This is a genomic window from Chitinophaga ginsengisegetis, assembly GCF_900168065.1.
In the GTDB taxonomy this organism is placed as follows: Bacteria; Bacteroidota; Bacteroidia; order Chitinophagales; family Chitinophagaceae; genus Chitinophaga; species Chitinophaga ginsengisegetis.
Genome location: NZ_FUZZ01000003.1, coordinates 737,261 through 757,750, shown reverse-complemented (window position 1 = coordinate 757,750; position 20,490 = coordinate 737,261). Strand labels below are relative to the sequence as shown.

13 protein-coding genes are annotated in these 20,490 nt (G+C 46.7%); 10 read left to right on the top strand and 3 right to left on the bottom strand.

Features of this window, described 5'->3' with window-relative positions:
• Positions 1-13 precede the first annotated feature (13 nt).
• Positions 14-1,144: a 2-iminoacetate synthase ThiH gene (gene thiH, locus B5Z18_RS21820; RefSeq protein ID WP_079471612.1), complete on the top strand. Its 1,131-nt coding sequence runs from the start codon at positions 14-16 to the stop codon at positions 1,142-1,144.
• A gap of 402 nt (positions 1,145-1,546) precedes the next feature.
• On the opposite strand, the gene B5Z18_RS21815 is transcribed toward thiH, so the two are convergent.
• Complete coding sequence (locus tag B5Z18_RS21815) at positions 1,547-2,002, bottom strand: ferritin-like domain-containing protein (protein ID WP_079471611.1); 456 nt, start codon at positions 2,000-2,002, stop codon at positions 1,547-1,549.
• Positions 2,003-2,258: 256 nt separating this feature from the next.
• Here B5Z18_RS21815 and B5Z18_RS32345 point away from each other — a divergent pair, with 256 nt between their 5' ends.
• The 9 genes from B5Z18_RS32345 to B5Z18_RS21775 all read left to right on the top strand — a co-directional run bounded on the left by B5Z18_RS32345 (position 2,259) and on the right by B5Z18_RS21775 (position 15,750).
• Positions 2,259-2,411, top strand: coding sequence for a lmo0937 family membrane protein (locus tag B5Z18_RS32345; RefSeq protein WP_111577153.1), 153 nt, complete (start codon positions 2,259-2,261; stop codon positions 2,409-2,411).
• Between the two features lie 199 nt (positions 2,412-2,610).
• Entirely contained in the window at positions 2,611-3,756 is a 1,146-nt protein-coding gene (locus B5Z18_RS21810; RefSeq protein WP_079471610.1) for an esterase-like activity of phytase family protein, read from the top strand.
• Positions 3,757-3,801: 45 nt separating this feature from the next.
• Positions 3,802-4,245: a copper resistance protein NlpE gene (locus B5Z18_RS21805; RefSeq protein ID WP_159454386.1), complete on the top strand. Its 444-nt coding sequence runs from the start codon at positions 3,802-3,804 to the stop codon at positions 4,243-4,245.
• Between the two features lie 122 nt (positions 4,246-4,367).
• The gene (locus B5Z18_RS21800; RefSeq protein WP_079471608.1) at positions 4,368-5,969 is read left to right on the top strand and encodes a DUF6377 domain-containing protein; all 1,602 of its coding nucleotides are present in this window, start codon (positions 4,368-4,370) and stop codon (positions 5,967-5,969) included.
• 390 nt (positions 5,970-6,359) lie between these two features.
• A complete protein-coding gene (locus tag B5Z18_RS21795; protein ID WP_079471607.1) occupies positions 6,360-9,311 on the top strand; it encodes a SusC/RagA family TonB-linked outer membrane protein in 2,952 nt (983 codons plus the stop codon).
• 23 nt (positions 9,312-9,334) lie between these two features.
• Positions 9,335-10,873, top strand: coding sequence for a RagB/SusD family nutrient uptake outer membrane protein (locus B5Z18_RS21790; protein ID WP_079471606.1), 1,539 nt, complete (start codon positions 9,335-9,337; stop codon positions 10,871-10,873).
• 141 nt (positions 10,874-11,014) lie between these two features.
• Positions 11,015-13,474, top strand: a complete 2,460-nt coding sequence (locus tag B5Z18_RS21785) for a glycoside hydrolase family 31 protein (protein ID WP_079471605.1) — start codon at positions 11,015-11,017, stop codon at positions 13,472-13,474.
• 51 nt (positions 13,475-13,525) lie between these two features.
• Complete coding sequence (locus tag B5Z18_RS21780) at positions 13,526-14,191, top strand: hypothetical protein (protein ID WP_079471604.1); 666 nt, start codon at positions 13,526-13,528, stop codon at positions 14,189-14,191.
• An 80-nt stretch (positions 14,192-14,271) separates the two neighbouring features.
• A complete protein-coding gene (locus B5Z18_RS21775; protein WP_079471603.1) occupies positions 14,272-15,750 on the top strand; it encodes an FAD-binding oxidoreductase in 1,479 nt (492 codons plus the stop codon).
• Between the two features lie 45 nt (positions 15,751-15,795).
• Here the strand turns inward: B5Z18_RS21775 and B5Z18_RS21770 are convergent, their stop codons facing one another.
• Entirely contained in the window at positions 15,796-18,972 is a 3,177-nt protein-coding gene (locus B5Z18_RS21770; protein ID WP_079471602.1) for an error-prone DNA polymerase, read from the bottom strand.
• A 15-nt stretch (positions 18,973-18,987) separates the two neighbouring features.
• Positions 18,988-20,490: a Y-family DNA polymerase gene (locus B5Z18_RS21765; protein ID WP_079471601.1), complete on the bottom strand. Its 1,503-nt coding sequence runs from the start codon at positions 20,488-20,490 to the stop codon at positions 18,988-18,990.

The following is a 20,490-nucleotide window of genomic DNA, read 5'->3' as shown; positions in this document are numbered from 1 at the left end:
TTAATCCTTCCGTATGTTTAAAAGCATATTTGATCAGTATGAATGGAATGAGGTAAAAGCCGGTATCTATGCTAAAACAGCCAGGGATGTGGAACAGGCCCTGCATAACCAGCGCCGTTCACTGGAAGATTTTGCTGCGCTTATTTCTCCGGCAGCAGCGCCCTACCTTGCCGAAATGGCGGCAATGAGCCAGGCGCTTACCCGGCAACGGTTTGGTAACACCATGCAGTTGTATATCCCGATGTATTTATCGAACGAATGCCAGAATATCTGCACCTATTGCGGCTTCAGCCTCGACAATAAGATCAGGCGGAAAACACTGAGCCCGGCGGAAATGCTGCTGGAAACAGCTGCCATTAAGGAAATGGGGTTTGAGCACGTTTTGCTGGTAACGGGAGAAGCAAACCAGCTGGTAAGCACAGACTATTTTAAGAAGACATTACAACTGCTCCGGCCGCACTTCGCCAATATTTCGATGGAAGTACAACCGATGGATGAACAGGATTACCGGGAACTGGCGGAGCTGGGACTACATGCCGTATTGGTATACCAGGAAACTTACCACCAGGACGACTATAAAAAACATCATCCTAAAGGGCGGAAATCCAACTTCGACTACCGGCTGGAAACACCCGACCGGCTGGGACGTGCCGGCATTCATAAAATGGGACTGGGCGTATTAATAGGGCTGGAGGACTGGCGTACCGACAGTTTCTTTACCGCGCTGCACCTCGCCTACCTGGAGAAAAAATACTGGCAAACAAAATACAGTATTTCTTTCCCCCGGCTGCGGCCATTCTCCGGCGGACTAACCCCCAAAGTAGTGATGAACGACCGGGAGCTGGTACAGCTGATCTGCGCCTACCGGTTATTTAACCAGGAAGTGGAACTTAGTATTTCTACCCGGGAAGAGGAGAAATTCAGGAATAACATTGTGAATCTGGGTATTACGGCCATGAGTGCCGCCTCGAAAACCAATCCGGGTGGTTATGTAGTAGATCAGCAGTCGCTGGAACAGTTTGAAATATCTGACGACAGGAGCGCTGCCGCTATTGCAGACATGCTGAAAAAACAAGGATTTGAGCCGGTTTGGAAAGATTGGGATCCTGCTTTCTCCGGGGAAATAAAAAAGGTGGTTGGTTAGGCCACCTGATAGTTATTGTTGTTTTTCATGGGGAGGTTAAAAGTAATACAAGAGATACTTCTCTCAGTCCTGCCAAAGATAATGCAGGTCCTTTAATTCTTAAAGCACCCTGTCAAACTGAACAAAATGAACAAGAATGAGCTTGTTGAACAGAAGCGCTGTTTATTCGTTGTTTTCGGGGTCTGATTTCAGAAAAACCCCTCATATCCACCGTATAAAAAAGGGCTGCTTCAAACGATGAGGAAGCAGCCCTGTACCGAAAATCCCGTAGTTGCCATATTACTTATCAATATAAGTATGATTGGAATTTCATGAATTCAAATGTAATATGGCAATCCTGAACAACCGCTTAATGTGTTGATTTGAACAAAAAGAACAGACAGTATACGTCTGCACAGAATGCTATTGGCTCACTACATTGCGGTAGCTCTTGATCGTATCGTGTGCTTCCTTAAGGTTCGCCTGCTGATTACCAATGATTTCCCTCATGCTGTAGGGCATGGCTACATCCATGCTCAGGGCATCGGCGTAGGCGCGCTGTACAGCATCTTCCCCGTACTCACAGGAGGAGAAAAGAGCATACCGGTCAGTACCCGTAAATGTGGTTTTTATGGCCATCCAGGTCCGGTATAGTTTTCCACTGACAGTGGTATCTGTTTCTGCATCTGCGCCCTGCGCTCTCAATAACAGGTTCAGTTCTCCTACATATTTTAAACTGTCGTTGATCATATGTTGAAACAGCGCTTTCACATCTGCGTCATCACTGGCATCCTGCGCTTGCTTGTATCCTTCTATCCGGTCATTATTGATTTTTACGAGATCGCTTAAAAGTGTGACCAACTTTTCCTCTTGTAACATGATCAAAAATTTATGGTTAAAAAAATAGTCTTATGATATAACTATTTTATTTCCAAAAATGCGTCCATACTGTAAAACCCTTTATCATGAAGTATTTGCGGATGGAGAGGCTGCTATTTTCCGTCCTTTTTTTTCTCGGATGGTGGAGAAGGTTCCACAATAGAGCGATGTCAGCAATGCAAAACAGCTGTATACAAAGCAATTATCTTATTGGCATAAATTTTCTAGTATAATAAGCGAATCAAATCCTTAAGACATGAACAGCCTTCTTTATGTAATTGCCGTAATTCTCATTATAGGATGGATACTTGGATTCTTTGTTTATTCAGCCGGTGGTTTAATACATGCCTTACTTGTGCTGGCTATTATTGCCATCCTTGTGAATATAATCAGGGGCAGGGCCTTATAGGATTACGCTGCACTTTATCCTTCCCTGTTTAATTGGTGATAACCATCAATTAAACAGGGAATTTTTATGTTTTCCAATCCCTACATTAAAATATACTTTACGTTTTTTAAACCCGCTTTTCGCCGTACCATGCGTGTGCATAACAAATCCTTCATGCAGTGTAGCGATCTGAATGCAGGAGATTTCCTAACTTGCCGCCATGAAAAAATACCTGCTTTTTCTGATCCTCCCTATACTGGCGGGCATCTTCAGTTGCAGCTCCACCCGTAAAACCGGTGCTGCTGCCAGGGGCATAGGCCAGCTAAAATTTATCGGTGAATATATTGTTCCGTATAACCTTCCTTTCAATGGTACGGTAACCGGTGGTTTATCCGGTATTGACTATGACGCGGCTACCGGGCAGTATTATCTTATTTGTGACGACCGTTCCGCGCTGAACCCGGCGCGCTTTTATACCGCGCGGCTTTACTTCTCCGACAAATCATTTGACAGTGTAAAGTTTACCGCCGTTACCACTTTACTACAACCCAACGGGCAGCCCTATCCCGATACCAAAACCAATCCTTCCCTTACGCCCGACCCGGAGGCTATGCGGTACAACGCCAAAAAGCAACGGCTGGTATGGAGCAGCGAAGGAGAACGTATTGTAAACGAAAAAGATACTATTCTTACAAATCCGGGTATTTATGAAATCAGTATGAACGGGCAATACCTGGATTCATTTGCACTACCGCCGCAATTCAGGATGCATGCCACAGAGAACGGGCCTCGACGCAACGGCGTATTTGAGGGTCTGGGATTTACCCCCAATTATAAATACCTGTATGTGAGCCTGGAAGAACCCCGTTATGAAGATGGGCCGAGAGCCGAAGTGGGGCAGGGCGCTTATACCCGTATCCTGAAATTTGACAACAACACCCGTCAGCCGGTGGCCCAATATGCGTATAAACTGGAGCCGGTGGCGCATCCCGCCATTCCTGAAAATGCGTTTAAGGTAAATGGCATTTCCGATATCATGGTGCTGGACAATGATAAAATTTTAACTATTGAAAGATCGTTTTCCAGTGGCGTAAAGGATTGTACCATCAAGGTGTTTATCACCGACCTTAGTCGTGCTACTGGTATCAGTGGTATTAATTCCCTCCGGGAGGATACCCGTTTCAAGCCGGCTGCCAAAACATTGCTGCTGGATTTTGCAAGCCTGGGAAAATATATAGATAACATTGAAGGCGTTACTTTTGGTCCTGTTTTGCCTAACGGGCATCGAAGCCTGGTGTTTGTAGCAGATAATAATTTTTCTGATAAAGAAGAAAACCAGTTTTTCCTTTTCGAAGTTATCCCATAAAAACAATAATGACCATCTGTTGTTATGATCAGAAAAACCTGCAATATGAAACACTTGCCATTATTGTTACTGTTAGTAATCTTTGCTGCGTGTCAGGGTTCCGGTACAAAAACCGGCCAGTCGGATAGTGCAGCGGTAAACTCTCCTTCTGACACTGCGTCAGGGGTTACTTATTCAGGAACGTTGCCTTGTGCTGATTGTGAGGGTATTGTTACAGAGCTGACCTTGCAAAAACAACCGGATGATCGTTTCACGCTGAAAGAAACCTACCAGGGGAAGAACCAGACCTTTAACAGTGAAGGCGTTTATACAATTGTGCATGGTACCCCGGCTGATCCGGCAGCTACTGTAATCCACCTGAATCCTAATAAAGACAAAAACCTCCAGCGCTATTACCAGCAGGTAAATGAAAATGAGCTGTTATTATTAGACTCCGATCAGAAAACGATACAAAGCGGGCGTAATTACACCCTGAAAAAGGTGCTTTAATATTCAAGGAATATAAAAGGAACGTGAGGAGCCGGTTTAAAATAAACCGGCTCCTCACGTTATATCAAAAAAGTCGCTTAAATTTAGCGGTGACCTGTGACCTTTTATCATTCTAACTTATTATGAATCGAATTCCGGGCTATCTGATTTTATGTTTATTCTTCTCTATACATGCCTATGGCAAAACACCGGCAGACAGTCTTCTGAAGGAGCTGAACAAGGTGATGGCGAAATCGGCTGTTTATGATTCCCTTAAAATCCGTGGGATTGACAGCATAAAACGCACCCGGCAGGCCGCCGGTAATGATCCAGCGCGCCAGTACCTTATTTGCAGACAGCTATATAATGCTTATAAGGTGTTCAACTTTGATTCCGCATTTACGTATGCCCAGCAGCTGCAGGTATTGGCCGGCCAGTTGCATGACCCGGTATTATTAACGGACGCCCGGGTGAAGCTGGGATATGTTTTATTGTCGTCGGGCATGTTTACCGAAACCGCAGCTTTTATTAATACAATTGATCCCACCGGAGCCCCGGACAGTATCCGGGTGGAGTTTTTCCTGATGAAGAGCCGGTTGTATTTCGACCTGGCAGATTATAACCAGGATAAATATTATACCCCTACCTATATTAAAATAGCCAGTACATATGTAGATTCTGCCCTTCACCTGATGACACCCAACTCTGTTGCATATAAATACAACAAGGGCTTGCAGCTATTCAAGCTGGGGAACATTCCGGCAGCGCTGGCCATTTTCCCGGATCTGGACCAGCCAGACATTTCAGGGCGGCAATTGGCTATATTAGCCTGCACACTTGGGTCTATTTATGATGCTGCCGGCAATAAGGATACCGCTATTTGTTTGATGATCAGGTCGGCCATTGCGGATCTGCAGACTTCCACGAAAGAAACGATGGCCGCCTACAGCCTGGCCACCCTGCTTTTTGAAAAGGGCGATGTAAAGAATGCATCCCATTGTATTGAGCGGGCTATTTCGGAAGCCGTTTTTTATGGCGCCCGGCAAAGAAAGGTAATGGTAAGTAGTATTTTACCAATTATTGAGCACGAACGGATCAATACCGCAGAAGAAAGAACCAGATCGCTGCTGATTTATGCCGCTATTGTAACCTTATTACTGGTGGCGCTGGTGATACTGGCCATCACTGTATTCCGGCAGGTACAAAAATTAAAAGCCGCGCAGCGCATTATTACCGCAGCCAATCTTAAACAACAGGAAATCAACAACCAGTTACTGGAAGCCAATAAAATTAAAGAGGAGTATGTGGGGTATTGCTTTAATATCAATGCTTCCTATATCGGTAAAATAGAAAAGCTAAAACAGAACCTGGAGCAGAAATTAACTGCCAATAAGCCTGCAGAGCTAAAATTTCTTGTAAATAATATCAATATCAGGCAGGAGAGGGAAGAACTTTTTACCAGCTTCGACCGGGTATTCCTTAAAATATTTCCACACTTTGTGGCTGAGTTCAATGCACTTTTTGATAAAGAGAACCAGGTGATCCTGAAAGAAAATGAACTGCTGAATACAGACATCCGGATTTTCGCCCTGATCCGTATCGGTATCAACGACAACGAAAAAATTGCCCGTATCCTGGAGTACTCCGTGAATACTATCTACGCCTATAAAACCAGGATCAAAAAGCGCGCGCTGATCCCAAGCGAAGAGTTCGAAGCCCATATTATGAACATTAAAGCCCTGTAAAAAGCGGGAAAAACTGTCTCACAACATTAATATATAAAATATTTATATACAATAATAACTAGCTGGTTATCAATATCATCCAAGATATAATTTTGGATTATTCGGCTTTATTTTCTATATTTTAACTGTAAAACTTGTTACCCTGCTGATTGATTTTTTACTTTGAATCAGTAGAATGATAAATACCAAATTCTAAATTCTAACTAGAGAACTAAAAACCACTAAAGAAGACGGAACGACCAGGGTCGATTCAAAAAGACAAACATTATCCACGTTGACAAATTGCGGGACATCCCCGCAGACAACGCCTTATTTCCATTATTAAAATTTCACTGAAAAACATTTAATCCACGGAAGCAGTATTACGTGACTGCTTAAAAAATCCACTTTATGTTTAAAACAAGATCCATCAAGAATCTTTTTTTGTGCACATTGCTTTTGGCAATACAAGGTATTGTAGCCGCACAAAACAAGACCATTACCGGCAAGATCACTGACAGGAACGGCGTTGCTATCCCAGGCGCTACTGTTCAGGTAAAGGGTACTAAAAGCGGAACTTCCGCTGATGCCGATGGGGTTTTTAAAGTAACAGTACCTCCTGAAGCTTCTGCACTGATCATCACTTTTATAGGATATACTTCCCAGGAAGTGAGCATTGCGGGCAAAACAGCCGTAAACGTACAGCTGGCACAGGAAAATACGACCCTCACGGATGTGGTGGTAGTAGGTTATGGTACCACCCGTAAAAAGGACATTACCGGCGCTATTGCCCAGGTGAAAGCCGCCGATTTTAATAAGGGTATCACTTCCGCCCCTGATCAGCTGATCCAGGGTAAAGTATCCGGATTGATGATACTGAATAACAACGGTGCTCCCGGCGCCTCCGCCACGGTAAGGATCAGGGGTGTGTCTTCTGTCCGTACCGGCAACCAACCCCTTTATGTGGTAGATGGAGTTCCCCTGGATGGCCGTGTGGCGCGTCCTTCCCTGAGCCTCACGGGATTGGGACAAACACCGGACGCCAACCCACTCAACTTTATCAACAGCAATGATATTGCCACTATGGAAGTACTGAAAGATGCTTCTGCCACCGCTATCTATGGTTCCCGTGGTTCAAACGGTGTAATCATCATCAATACCAAAAAAGGAGTAGCCGGTCCTACCGTAGTAGATGTAAACTATTCCGTGGGTATGAGTAACATCATGAGAAAGCTTGATGTACTCAATGCCGATGAATACCGTGCTGCTTTAAAGGAATACAATCTTTCCGGTGACGGCGGCGGCAGCGCCGACGGACTTGGCTCTATCCTCAGAACCGGTGTTACCCAAAATGTACAGGTGGCGATGAGTGGTGGAAGTGAAACCGGCCGCTACAGGGCATCCTTTGGTTTACAGGACCAGCAGGGTATTGTGAAGAAAACAGGCATGAAGAAATACACCGCCACCCTTAGTGGCCAGAACAAATTCCTGGAAAGCAAACAACTGGGAATCGATTATGGCATCATGGCGGCACAAACCAGCGAACAGTTAGCGCCTATTTCCAACAATGCCGGTTTCACCGGAAGTTTGATCGGCCAGGCACTGCAGTGGAATCCAACCTTACCGCTGACCAAACCGGACGGATCACTGAACATCCTCGCTAAAAACCAGGCGATCAACCCCATGAACATGTCGCAGGGTTATAACGATAAAGCTAACATCAGCTATATACTGGCAAGCATTTCCCCGTACTTCAAATTCAATGACAACTGGGAATACCGCATGATGTACAGCGTAAATCACCAGGTAGGACAAAGAAGGGCTTCTCTCGATTCTTCCATTAACATCGACCAGATATTGGGTCAAGGTATTGCCGCATATAATACGGCAGAACTGACTACTCAATTATTCAATAATACCCTGAGCTATACCAAAGAGTTCTCCACTGGCTGGAACCTGGGCGCAATGGTAGGGTATGAATACCAGAAATTTGCCTACTCCGGTGTGGGCCTCGGCGCCAGAGGGTTTCCTACCAATGCGGTAGATTACACAGACATCCTCCAGACACCTGACCAGGTGAATACCAATATGAACTCTTTCCGTAATCCAAGCTCTGAGCTGCAATCTTTCTTTGGCAGGGTAACTATAAATGCAAAAGAAAAATATATCCTCACCGCTACAATGAGGGCTGATGGTTCCAGTAAATTCGGCGCCAACAACCGTTATGGTTACTTCCCTTCCTTTGCCGCCAAATGGAATATTTCCAACGAAGGATTCATGAAGGATAACACCTTCTTCAGCAACCTCGGATTAAGGGCCGGTTATGGTATTACCGGTAACCAGGAATTTCCTGCCGGTGCAGCACAAGCCCAGTACGGTTTAACTACCGGCGGGAAAGCCAGCCTGATCAACGTACCAAATCCGGACCTGAAATGGGAAGAATCCAAACAACTGAACGTTGGTGTGGATTTCGGATTCCTCAAAGGAAGGATCAGCGGTACCGTGGATTACTTCCTGAAAAACACCACCAACCTGTTGTTCAGCTTCCCGGCTATTCAACCGGCGCCGGCCTCCAGCTACTGGATCAATTTACCGGGTAAAGTAATGAATACCGGTGTGGAACTGTCGCTTAAAGGAAATATCATTCAGTCTAAAAGCTGGTTATGGAACCTGGGCGTAAATGCTACCTGGCTGAAAAACGAAATGTCGGGTTATTCCGGTCCAACTGTTAATACCGGTTCTATCGACGGACAGGGCGTGTCCGGCGTAACCTCACAGCGCCTGGCTAATGGTTATCCGTTAAATACTTTCTATCTCCGCAGATTTGAAGGCTTCGATGATAAAGGCGTGAGCATTTACTCCGATAACGGTAACACCCTTTATTACATGACTAACCCGAATCCAAAAGTATTACTGGGTATCAATACAGAAGTAGCCTATAAAAAATGGAGCCTGTCTGCCAGCTCACACGGCGCCTTTGGTTTCCAGGTGTATAACAACACCGCCAACACCGTATTACCAATCGGTAACCTGGGCTCCAGGAACATTGCGAAAGCACTGGTAGGTAACGGAGAAGCACAAACTAACTCTCCGGCCGCTTCTTCCCGCTACCTGGAAAACGGCAACTTCCTGAAACTGGATAACCTCACCATCTCCTACAACTTAGGCCCGGTAGGTAAAGTATTCAGAGCTGCTGCCGTATCCGTAACCGGTCAGAACCTGTTCGTAATTACAAAGTATACTGGATTTGATCCGGAAGTAAATACTGATAAAAACATAAACGGTGTAAGCTCCTTTGGTATCGAGTATTCTCCATACCCAACTGCAAGAACCTTTATGCTTGGTGTACAGTTTACCTTATAATCTACTTCTAAAAAAAGACCACAATGACGACTCAACATATAATTAAAACAGCATTGGTAATTGCCTGCAGCGTTGGCTTTACAGCCTGCAGTCTGAATGAAGACCTGGGAAGTAACCTGAATCAGCAACAGGCCGATTCACTGATCAAAGCCTCCCAGTTGCTGGGATCCGCTTATGATAACCTGCAGAATGCCTACCAGGATTTTTCGCAGACCTGGGGCATGTGTGAAATCAGTACCGACGAAGCGCTCGGACCCACACGTGGCGGCGACTGGGATGATAATGGTGTATGGCGCGCCCTTCACCAACACCAGTGGACACCAGACCATTCACATATTCAGAATACCTTCAGCGCCCTCTTGCTCGAACAGTTCAGCGCTACCAACGTATTAAATTTCCGCCCTACGCCAAGACAAGAGGCGGAAGCACGTTTTCTGCGTGCCTTCTCTATGTTTGCGGTGATTGACCTATACGGCCAGGTTCCCTTCCGTAGCCCGGGCGAAAACCTGCTGGAAGCACCAAAGGTGTATAAGGCAGCAGAAGGTCTGGACTTCATTATTTCTGAACTGAATGCCATACTGCCTAACCTGCCGGATAGAGTTACCGCCAAGGATGCTTATGTAGCCAACCAGGATGCGGCCCGCTTCCTGCTGATGAAAATATATCTGAATAAAGGCGCTTTCCTGAACAGAAAAGCACCCACTTTCGATGCCGCTGACATGCAGAAAGTGATTGCCCTGGCAGATCAGATAACAGCCAGTGGCTATAGCCTTCAGCCGAAATATTTCGACACTTTCGCAAGGGATAACGATGCGAAGTCCACCGAAAATATCTTTACCCAACTGAACGGCCCCGGTGTCAGTAACAACCGTAACGGCAACAACGTATACTGCCGTTGGATGTGTACCCTGCACTATAGCCAGAACCCCAGCGGATGGAATGGCTTCACCACTTTGTCTGATTTCTATGATTCATTTGAAGCAACAGATACCCGCAGAGGCGGCGACTATCCAGGTGTTACCAATGTTTCCGGTTTGAAAGTAGGTTTCCTTTTGGGCCAGCAATACGACCAGAACGGTAATAAGATCCTGGACAGAAGCAACCGCCCGCTTATCTTCACCCGCGAAGTAGAACTGAGAGCCACCGGTACGCAAGTGGAAATGTCTGGTATCAGGGTAGTGAAATATCCTCCTGATATGGGTTCCAGCGGCAGCAATGCTACCAACGACTTCGTATTTTTCCGTTATGCAGATGCAGTGCTGATGAAAGCAGAAGCGCTGCTCAGAACAGGCAATGCGGCAGCGGCACTCGTGATTGTAAACGACCTGCGTTTGAAACGCGGCGCTACTCCATTCACCAGCCTTGACCTCACCAAAATGCTTGCTGAAAGAGGCCGTGAATTATATTGGGAAGGCTGGAGAAGAATGGATCTGATCCGCTTTGGTAAATACCTGGACGCATGGCAGCTGAAAACTGCAAGCGATCCAAAATACCTGCTGTTCCCGATTCCAACCAGTGATCTCGCTGTAAATAAAAACCTTGTACAAAACCCGGGTTACTAATAATTATTCTTTTGTTGCGGGCAGGACCGGATAAGTCCTGCCCCGCAGCAAAACCTTCTCCCAAACTATATTTCATATCTGTTACGCATTACACAGCTAATGCGACAGGGGAGTTTTTTGCGTAGCAATTCAATCATTCTTATGTATACAAAAGCTCTGCTAAGGCGCTCAGGATGGATTTTACTGGTTTCCTGCCTGTCGGCCCAGGCACAAAACCAGGTAAAAAAGATCGGTAAAATAAATACGGTCAGCATCTCAGGGCAACAGATAAAAATCAGTGCAGAAAATGCATTCGCGGAAATCACCGTGTACAGCCCATCCGTGATCCGTGTAAGAATGGATCAGCATCCGCTTGCCGCAGATTTTTCTTATGCCGTGTTTGCCAAACCCGCCACCACCCGGTTACAGACTACCCAAAATAACAATGAAATCAATATAACTACAGATTCCCTGCAACTGCGCATTTCCAAAAATCCGTTTGCCATCCGTTTTCTTACCCCTTCGGGAGAAGTGATCAATGAGGATGAGGATGGATTAACCACTTCCTGGATCGGCGATGAAGTAACAACCTACAAGAAAATGCAGGAAGGAGAGCGGTTTATTGGCCTGGGTGAAAAAACAGGTAATCTCGACCGTAAAGGTGAAGGCTATACGAACTGGAACTCCGATAAGTTTGGCTACGCGGCCAACCAGGACCCCATATATGCCACCATACCGTTTTACGTAGGCATACATCATCATATTAACTACGGTATCTTCTTCGATAATACCTTCCAGAGCGATTTTAACTTCGGCGCCAGCAATAACCGTTTTTCTTCTTTTGGCGCAAGAGGAGGAGAGATGAATTATTATTTCATCTATCACCCTCAGATGGCAGATATCATTACCTCCTACACCAACCTCACCGGCCGCATGCCTATGCCGCCGCTGTGGAGCCTCGGATACCAGCAAAACCGCTACAGCTATTACCCCGACACAGAAGTATTACGCATAGCGCAAACCCTGCGGGAGAAAAAGATTCCTGCAGACGGTATTACACTCGACATCCATTACATGGACGCCTATAAACTGTTTACCTGGAACAAAGACCGTTTTCCCAATCCCCAACAACTCAGCAAACAACTGAATGATATAGGATTCAAAATTACAGTGATCGTAGACCCCGGCATAAAAGTAGAAGAGGGCTATGCCGCTTACGAAAGTGGAAAAAAAGAAAACATCTTCATCAAATATAGCGACGGACAAAACTATACCGGCCAGGTATGGCCCGGCTGGTGCCACTTCCCGGACTTTACCAGTGTAAAAGGCCGCAACTGGTGGAAAGGACAGGTAAAATCGTATATGCGCGACGGTGTGCGCGGTATATGGAACGATATGAATGAAATTGCCACCTGGGGGCAAAAGATGCCTAACAACGTGATCTTTGATTACGAAGGTAGCCCGGTAACCCATCAGCAGGCGCACAATGTATACGGCCTTGAAATGGTGCGGGCCAGCTATGAAGGCTCCAGGGAGGAATTAAAGAAACGTCCGTTCCTGCTAACCAGGGCCGCTTATGCCGGCTCGCAACGCTACAGTGCCATCTGGACCGGCGACAACCGGGCGGAGGAAGATCATATGCTGCTGGGCGTTCGCCTGATGAACAGTTTGGGTGTTAGCGGTATGCCTTTCTCCGGTATGGACATCGGCGGTTTTACCGGGAATCCTACCGTGAGTTTGTATGCCCGCTGGATGCAGATCGGCGCATTCATTCCTTATTATCGCAATCACACAGGCGTAAATACCAAGTCGTCTGAGCCGTGGGCATATGGAGAAGAGGTGCTGGAAATTTCCCGCAACTATGTAAACCTCCGTTACCGTTTGCTTCCTTATCTCTACAGCTCCATGTACGAAGCTACACGTACAGGCATGCCCGTTATGCGTACCCTGGCGCTCACCAATACCTTTGACGCCAATGTGTACGATACCCGCTTCCAGAACCAGTATGGTTATGGCAATGCTTTTATGATAGCTCCTTTCGAGAGCACTAAGGAATTCGGTTCCATCTATTTCCCTGAAGGAAAATGGTATAATCTTTATAATGATACCATCACTGCCGGTAAGCAGGAAGTAATTACACCACTGAATATAAAAACGCTGCCGGTATATGTAAAAGAAAGCAGTATCATCCCTATGCAATCGTTGATACAAAACACTACCGAAAAGCCATCAGATACGCTTTTCCTGCACATCTACAAAGGTGATAAACAAAATACATTTGTTTATTATGAAGATGACGGAGAAACTTTTGATAACGAGAAAGGAGTGTATTATCAACGGACTATCGCTTATCATCCTGCTGATAAAAAAATTACACTGGAAAAAGCAAGTGGTAGTTATGCATCCAAATTTCATCACATTAAATTATTACTCCACGGATTTGGGGACCAAAAAAGTGTAACCGTTAATGGTAGTCCGCTATCATTAGTGTCAACTGGTTATTCTTTCCTTTCACCTATATCACGCTTTGATCCGCAAGGATCCTCGATTCCCGCAGAGCGTTGCACTGTACAGCAGGCAACCTTTGATAATGGTAATCAGCTAATTAACGTGGATTTGTAATAATAAGAACGGCCTCCTGGATTTTCCGGGGGGTCTTCTTTATATTTGGGCATGAAATATCTGCCTTTTCTGCTGTTGCTTTTCCTTTCTGCCTGCATAGGTATTACCCGCCAACAAAATATAACGGTTACTGCCGTACGTGATACTATCTCCCCTGATATAAGTTCCCTGATTAATCTTTACCAAACATTCGAACAGGACACCCTGGAAATTTTACCCGGCGCTTACGGAGATCCCGGCAGCTGGCATTTTAGAGGTACCGCCATCGACAGCCAGCTACAGTCATTATTGAGCGACCGCATGTATAATAAAGATTATCTTTTTTATGCCTGCTATAAATTCAACCTGGATCCCAATACAATTGGTCTGGTTACCAGAGCGCCTTCTGAATACGAATCTTCTTCCGTTAAATTATTCGCTTACCATAAGCAAACAAATACTATCACATTTGAAACTGAGCTGGCAGAAGAATTTGGTGACGCCGGTGATGTGCTGATTAAAAACTCCTGGCTGTATCATTCTCCCGACAGCAGCTGGCGGGTGATCCTGGAAAATTTCAGTTCCAGTCAGTATGGAACTCCGGAAGATACCGTTGCCACCGAGTCTTATGACTACTACCACTTAAGCTGGAATGGCAACAAAATAGATACGGTGAGTACCGATAGTTCCGCTTTGGTGCGGGTATATAAAACGATGACCCCGGTGAGGAAAAAGTAGTGTTTGTTTGCTACAACTTTTAACCATTATCTTTGGGATGTCCTGATCCCTGTCTTCACTATCAACTTAAAGCCGTTGTTATGAACTTTAGTATCATCACTCCCGCAGATGCAGCATATGATGAGTGGAACAACCGTGGCGTTAACCAGAGATGGAAGGGACATCCCTCCGGGATTATTCCCATAACTACTGCCGATGAATTGAAAGATGCGCTGCAATATGCAGTAGATAACAACAAACGTGTAGCGGTGCGCGGTGGAGGCCACTGCCTTGAGAACTTTGTAGGTGATCCGGCAGTAGAAATCGTAATCGATATTTCCCGGATGAAGGGTATCCGTTATGATGAGGAAATGAACGCGATTGAAGTGGCGGCAGGCGCAACTTTGGGAGAAGTAATTGAAACGCTGGATCACCGGTGGGGCGTTTTACTCCCGGCAGGACAGCACCCGGCCATTGGTACAGGCGGACATATATCCGGGGGCGCCTTTGGCTTTCTTCATCGCCATCATGGACTGGCGGTTGATTATTTATATGCGGTAGAAGTACTCTGCGTAAATAATGAGCGGCAGGTGGAAAAGGTAATAGCCACAAGGGAAGAGACAGATAGCAACCGGGAACTCTGGTGGGCGCATACCGGAGGCGGTACCGGAAATTTTGGAATCGTCACCCGTTATTGGTTTCGTGCGGCCGGCGTGAATGAGCGCGATCCCTCCCTGTTATTACCCAAATCGCCGGAAGTATTGGAAACAATGGAGATGGAGTGGGATTGGGAACAGGTAGACGAACATGTATTTAAACAACTGACAGAGAATTTCGGGGAATGGGCGAAGATGCACAGCAGTGCAGACACGGAGGCCGGAAGCTTGTTTGCCACTCTTTTCCTGTCGAATAAAGTAACCGGAAAAATTATGTTGAAAGCGGTGTTATCAGATTGTCCGGAAGAAATAGCAGAAGAATTTGCCGCCGCAATTTCTGCCGGGCTCGGTATAACGGGAAGAGCTATACGAAAACCGATGCGCTGGGTGGAATTTGCATTGCAGCCGTTTCCGGATATTTTCGTAGAACAGCGGGTTGCCTTCAAAGTAAAGGATGCCCTGTTACGCGCACCCTATACACCTGCACAGATAGGGGTAATATACCGGTATCTGACGGAGCATAATGATGTGCCTGGAGGTTCTGTTGGGTTAGCATTTTTTGGTGGCAAAATGAATGCTGTTGCTGCAGATGCTACCGCATTCCCTCAGCGGGACTCAATTTTAGCGACTGCCTGTACATCCGGGTGGTTAGATGCGGCAGACGAAGCGAAATCTGTTGCATGGACACGTAATATTTACCAGGAACTGTTTGCGCAAACAGGCGGAGTACCTGTGCCTGGTGAACAGGCAGGCGGATGTTTGATTGCGCACCCGGATGCAGATATGGCAGATGAACAATTTAATAAATCGGGCGTGCCGTGGCATGTGTTTTACTACCAGGATAATTATGAGCGGCTGCAACGTGTAAAAGGAAAGTGGGATCCGTGTGGGATATTCCGGCACCGGTTGGGAGTAGAAGCGTAGACGGGGAGGGGTTAGCACATTCCTGCCCGGAGGATGTATAAACATCTATTTAAAATTCCTTGCTTCAGCAAACAACGTCGCTGATATCTCCTCTTTTTTTGATTGCGCCTGCATTAGCTGATTTTCTGTTTTTGAAGGAAGTAATTGCCGTAAGAATTTAGACAGGTCGTAGCAACGTTTCACAATAATGTGTACCACTTCACCTTCGCGTTGCAGGGTTCCTTCCACCATCAGCAGCCTGGCCTGCAGAATTTCCTTGCGGTACTTGTCAAACTGTTGTTGAAAAACCACCAGGTTACTGCATCCTGTTTCATCTTCGATAGTGATAAAGCAAACGCCTTTGGCGGTACCTGGTCTTTGACGCACCAGTACAAGACCTGCTACTTTCACTGCTGCACCATTCATGGCCCCATCCAGTTCTTTTGCAGAGAGAATATGCAGCAGCTGTAATTTTTCCCGTACAAAGCTTACCGGATGTGCTTTTAAAGACAGTGTAGTGGCACTGTAATCGTGTACCACATGTTCCGAGATAGTCATTTCCGGTAGCTGTACCTGGGATTCAACAGCGCTTTCAGATGGCTGTCCCGTGAAGATACCAATGGGGCGGTCGTGAAGCGCGGATACCTCCCAAAGCGCCTGACGGCGATCGAGCCCCATCGACCGGAAGGCATCTGCATCGGCCAGTTTTTCCAGCGTGATCAGGGTAACGCCTGCATCCCGGAGAGCATGAATCGTTGTATAGCCTGTAGTCCGGCATGCAACTAGCGCCTGTACATCATCCTGGCTGATACCTTTTATTTGGCGAAATCCAAGTCGTAGTGCACACAACCTCTCTGTTTTTTCTTCCAGTATATTATCCCAGAGAGAAAGATTTACATCTGCCGGCCGTACTTCCACACCATGTTTACGCGCATCAATAACAATTTGTGCCGGCTGGTAAAAGCCCATTGGCAAACTGTTTAACAAGGCGCATGCAAAAACATCCGGATAATGATATTTGAGCCAGCTGGAAACATATACCAGCAGGGCAAAACTGGCGGCATGACTTTCAGGAAAACCATAACTACCAAACCCTTCCAGCTGCTTAAAAACCCGCAGGGCAAATTCTTCTTCGTATCCTTTTGCGACCATGCCTTTTACCAGCTTTTCCCTGAACCGGGTTACCTGTCCGGGTGCTTTGAAAGTGGCCATGCTCCTGCGGAGTTCATCTGCTTCTGCCGGGGTGAAGCCGGCGGCTACAATAGCAATTTTCATTGCCTGTTCCTGGAACAGCGGAACACCTAACGTTTTGCCGAGGATTTCTTTCAGTTCAGGAGAAGGATAAGTAACCTTTTCTTCGTCATTACGGCGGCGCAGATAGGGATGCACCATGTCGCCCTGGATAGGTCCGGGTCTTACAATAGCTACTTCAATCACCAGGTCATAGAAGCAGGTGGGCTTTAACCGTGGCAGCATGGATTGTTGTGCACGGCTTTCAATCTGGAATACGCCGATAGTATCTGCATGGCCTATCATTTCATACACATCCGGATCATCCTGCGGAACACTCGCCAGGGTAAGAGGGCGATCGTGATGTACTTTTGCCAGATCGAAGGCTTTGCGGATACAGGTAAGCATACCGAGGGCCAGCACATCTATCTTAAGAAATCCAAGTACATCAATATCATCTTTATTCCATTCAATACAGGTTCTGTTTTCCATGCGTGCATTCAAAATAGGACACAGATCAGAAAGGGCGCCCTGCGTGATAACAAAGCCACCGGTATGTTGCCCGAGCTGACGCGGAAAACCGATGAACTGCCGCGTAAGCTCCAGCATTTTCCGCAGATGCGGATCACGCGGATCAAATCCCTGTTCTGCAAGTCCTTCCCCTTCCAGCCATTCGGAAGTAAATTCCCAGACGGAAGCAGAGAGGCGATTGATGGTATCAACAGATAAGCCCATTGCCTTTCCCACATCGCGGATAGCGCCTTTTTGCCGTTGTTGTGTAACGGTAGCTACAATGGCAGCACGGTTCCGGCCATACTTTTCATAAATGTATTGAATCACTTCTTCCCTTCGTTCATGTTCAAAATCCACATCAATATCAGGAGGCTCATTACGGGCGGAGGAAATAAACCGTTCAAACAGCAGGTCGATTTTTGTAGGATCAACAGCAGTGATTCCCATGCAATAACAAACCGTGGAATTTGCTGCTGAACCGCGGCCCTGGCAAAGGATTCCCTGCTGCCTCGCAAAACGGACAATGTCATATACAGTCAGGAAGTAAGATGCATAATTCATCTCTTTTATGAAAGAGAGTTCATAGTGAATCGCAGTAGTAATTTTTTCCGGAATATCATCCCCGAAATGCTCCCTGGCGCCCTGCCATGCTAAATGTGTAAGTTCTTCCTGGGGCGTGCGGCCGTTGCTGGTAATTTCTTCCGGGTAGATGTATTTAAGTGAGTCGAGAGAAAACCGGCAGCTCTCTGCAATCTCTTTTGTACGAAGGATGGCATCGGGATATTGCCGGAAGAGGCGTAACATTTCCTGTTGAGGCTTTAAGTATCTTTCTGCATTTTCGTGCAAACGGTAACCCGCCGTGTAAATGGTACATTTTTCCCTGATACAGGTTACAATATCCTGTAGCTGCCGGCGCTCGGGGATATGATAATGTACGTCGCCGGTAGCTACCAAAGGGATATTATATGCAGACGATAACTGTGAAAGACGATGTAATTTTTTAAAATCATCTCCCTGATAAGAACGGGTGGCAGAAAGATACAGGTTTGTTCCAAGTGCCTCCCGGTACTCATTCATGGCCACGCTGAAGGTGGGATCAAATTCAAATTTTTCATTCAAAGATGCGGGCGGTAATGCAATAAATTTCATTCCTGCTGCATGTTCAAATACATCATTTTTGTATAAATGACATTGCCCCTTCTCGGCTCTCAGATTGCCTTTGGTGAGCAACGCTGAAAGGCGCCCATATGCCTTTGTATCGGTAGGATAAGCAAGTAATGATGGGCCATCCAGCAGATCGATCCGGCAGGCGGGTATAATGCGTATGCCACTGGTTTTTGCAGCGGCATGGCCGCGAACAATGCCTGCAAGACTATTCCGGTCCGTAATCGCTATTTCTTTGTAACCCAGTGCAGCAGCCTGTTCTACCAGTTCATCCGGATGTGATGCTCCCCTTAAAAAGCTAAAGTTGGTAGTTACCTGCAATTCTGTGTAGCTCATATCTCCTCCATTTTCTCATGCAAAAAAACCATGAATAAACCAGGCGTGAGGTTTATCACCGGTGTAGTGCCCCAGCCTGAACAGCCAGTAGCGGCTACCGGTATCATCTTCCACTACATAATAATCCCGGTGTTGTCCTTGTTGCAGCCACCATTCACTTTCAATCCGCTCAGGGCCATCGGCTTTCTTCACTTTATGCACTTTTCCTTTATACCGGAAATGCATCGGAGGATAATCGGGTATAGGCGCCGCTACTTCTATCGGTTCTGGCCTGGAGAGCAGTTGAATGGGACGGCGTCTGTCTGTTCGCCATGAAGTATCTGTTTTTTCATGGAGGCTGACAACCGGTTTAACAGACCACTCCGGCCAGTGATGTTCAGCGGGCAGGTAACGGTGAACGGTTCCTTTGCCGGTCTTGCCTTCCAGCCGGTCGATCAGTTCGGCGATACTCACATCTTCCAGTCCACCTGCTGCATTCCAGAATGTTTCCTGCAACGGGCGCACGTCTTCCACTTTAGGAGCCTCCAGTACAAATAGTTCGATACCCAGGTCTGGTTTGATCGTTGGTATTTTCGATTCAAACAGTTTGAACAGGTGGTTGGTGTTATGTGATGGATGTCCTGTGCCTATCTCCAGTTGTTCAATTGCACCATCTACCTTATAACATTTCAGAACAGCGCTCCGCAATCCTTTCTCTTCCTGGGAAAGGCGCTGGCAAAGGGTTTCCAGTAAGCGCCTGAGCGCAATTTCGATACCTGTACCTGTTACAATAGGCTCCAGGCATGGCAGCCGTTCCTGGTAAGGTTCAACCGGCAGCAGGGGTTGAATTACCTCATCTTCCAGTCCTGTGAACTGGTCAAGCCGTAGCAGCATTTCCCGGCCAAAGCGCCGGCGGAGCACTGTGCGGGGCATTCCAATAAAGCTTCCTGCCTGGCGCAGGCCTAATTTCATTAACCGTTCACAGATAGCAGATTCCAGTCGCAGTGCGGCCGGAGGCATATCCATTAATGCAGCCATCTGTTCACCGGCAGGAATCACTGCCGGTGTTTGTCCAAACCTGGGGATGGCCCATGCAGCACCGATCGTATCAGCCATTCCTGCACGCACCTGGTATCCAATGTGCGTAAGCCTGGTCACTATCTCTTCCAGGTATACTTCTTCACCGCCCCAAAGGTGGGCGCAGCCGGTAACTTCCAGCAGCAGGCCATCGGGAGGATCTGTTGCCGTTACAGGTGTAAAGCGGATGGCCCATTCCCCGAGTGCGTTTAGTATGCGGTTCGATTGCCCGGGCTTATCATCAATCACCTGCAGTGTGCCGATGAGCGCCCGTGCATCTGCTACGGCCATTCCCTTTGTGATGCCCTGCAATTGCGCCGTTCTACTGGCGGCTGTTACAATCATCCGTCCGTGATCCGGGATGGCCAGTACAAAAGCTTCCTGTCGTAAAGCAGGGCGGCAACGGATTAGCCAGTCGGTCATCAGATGAGGAAACCATATAGAAACGAAACGCCTGGCCAT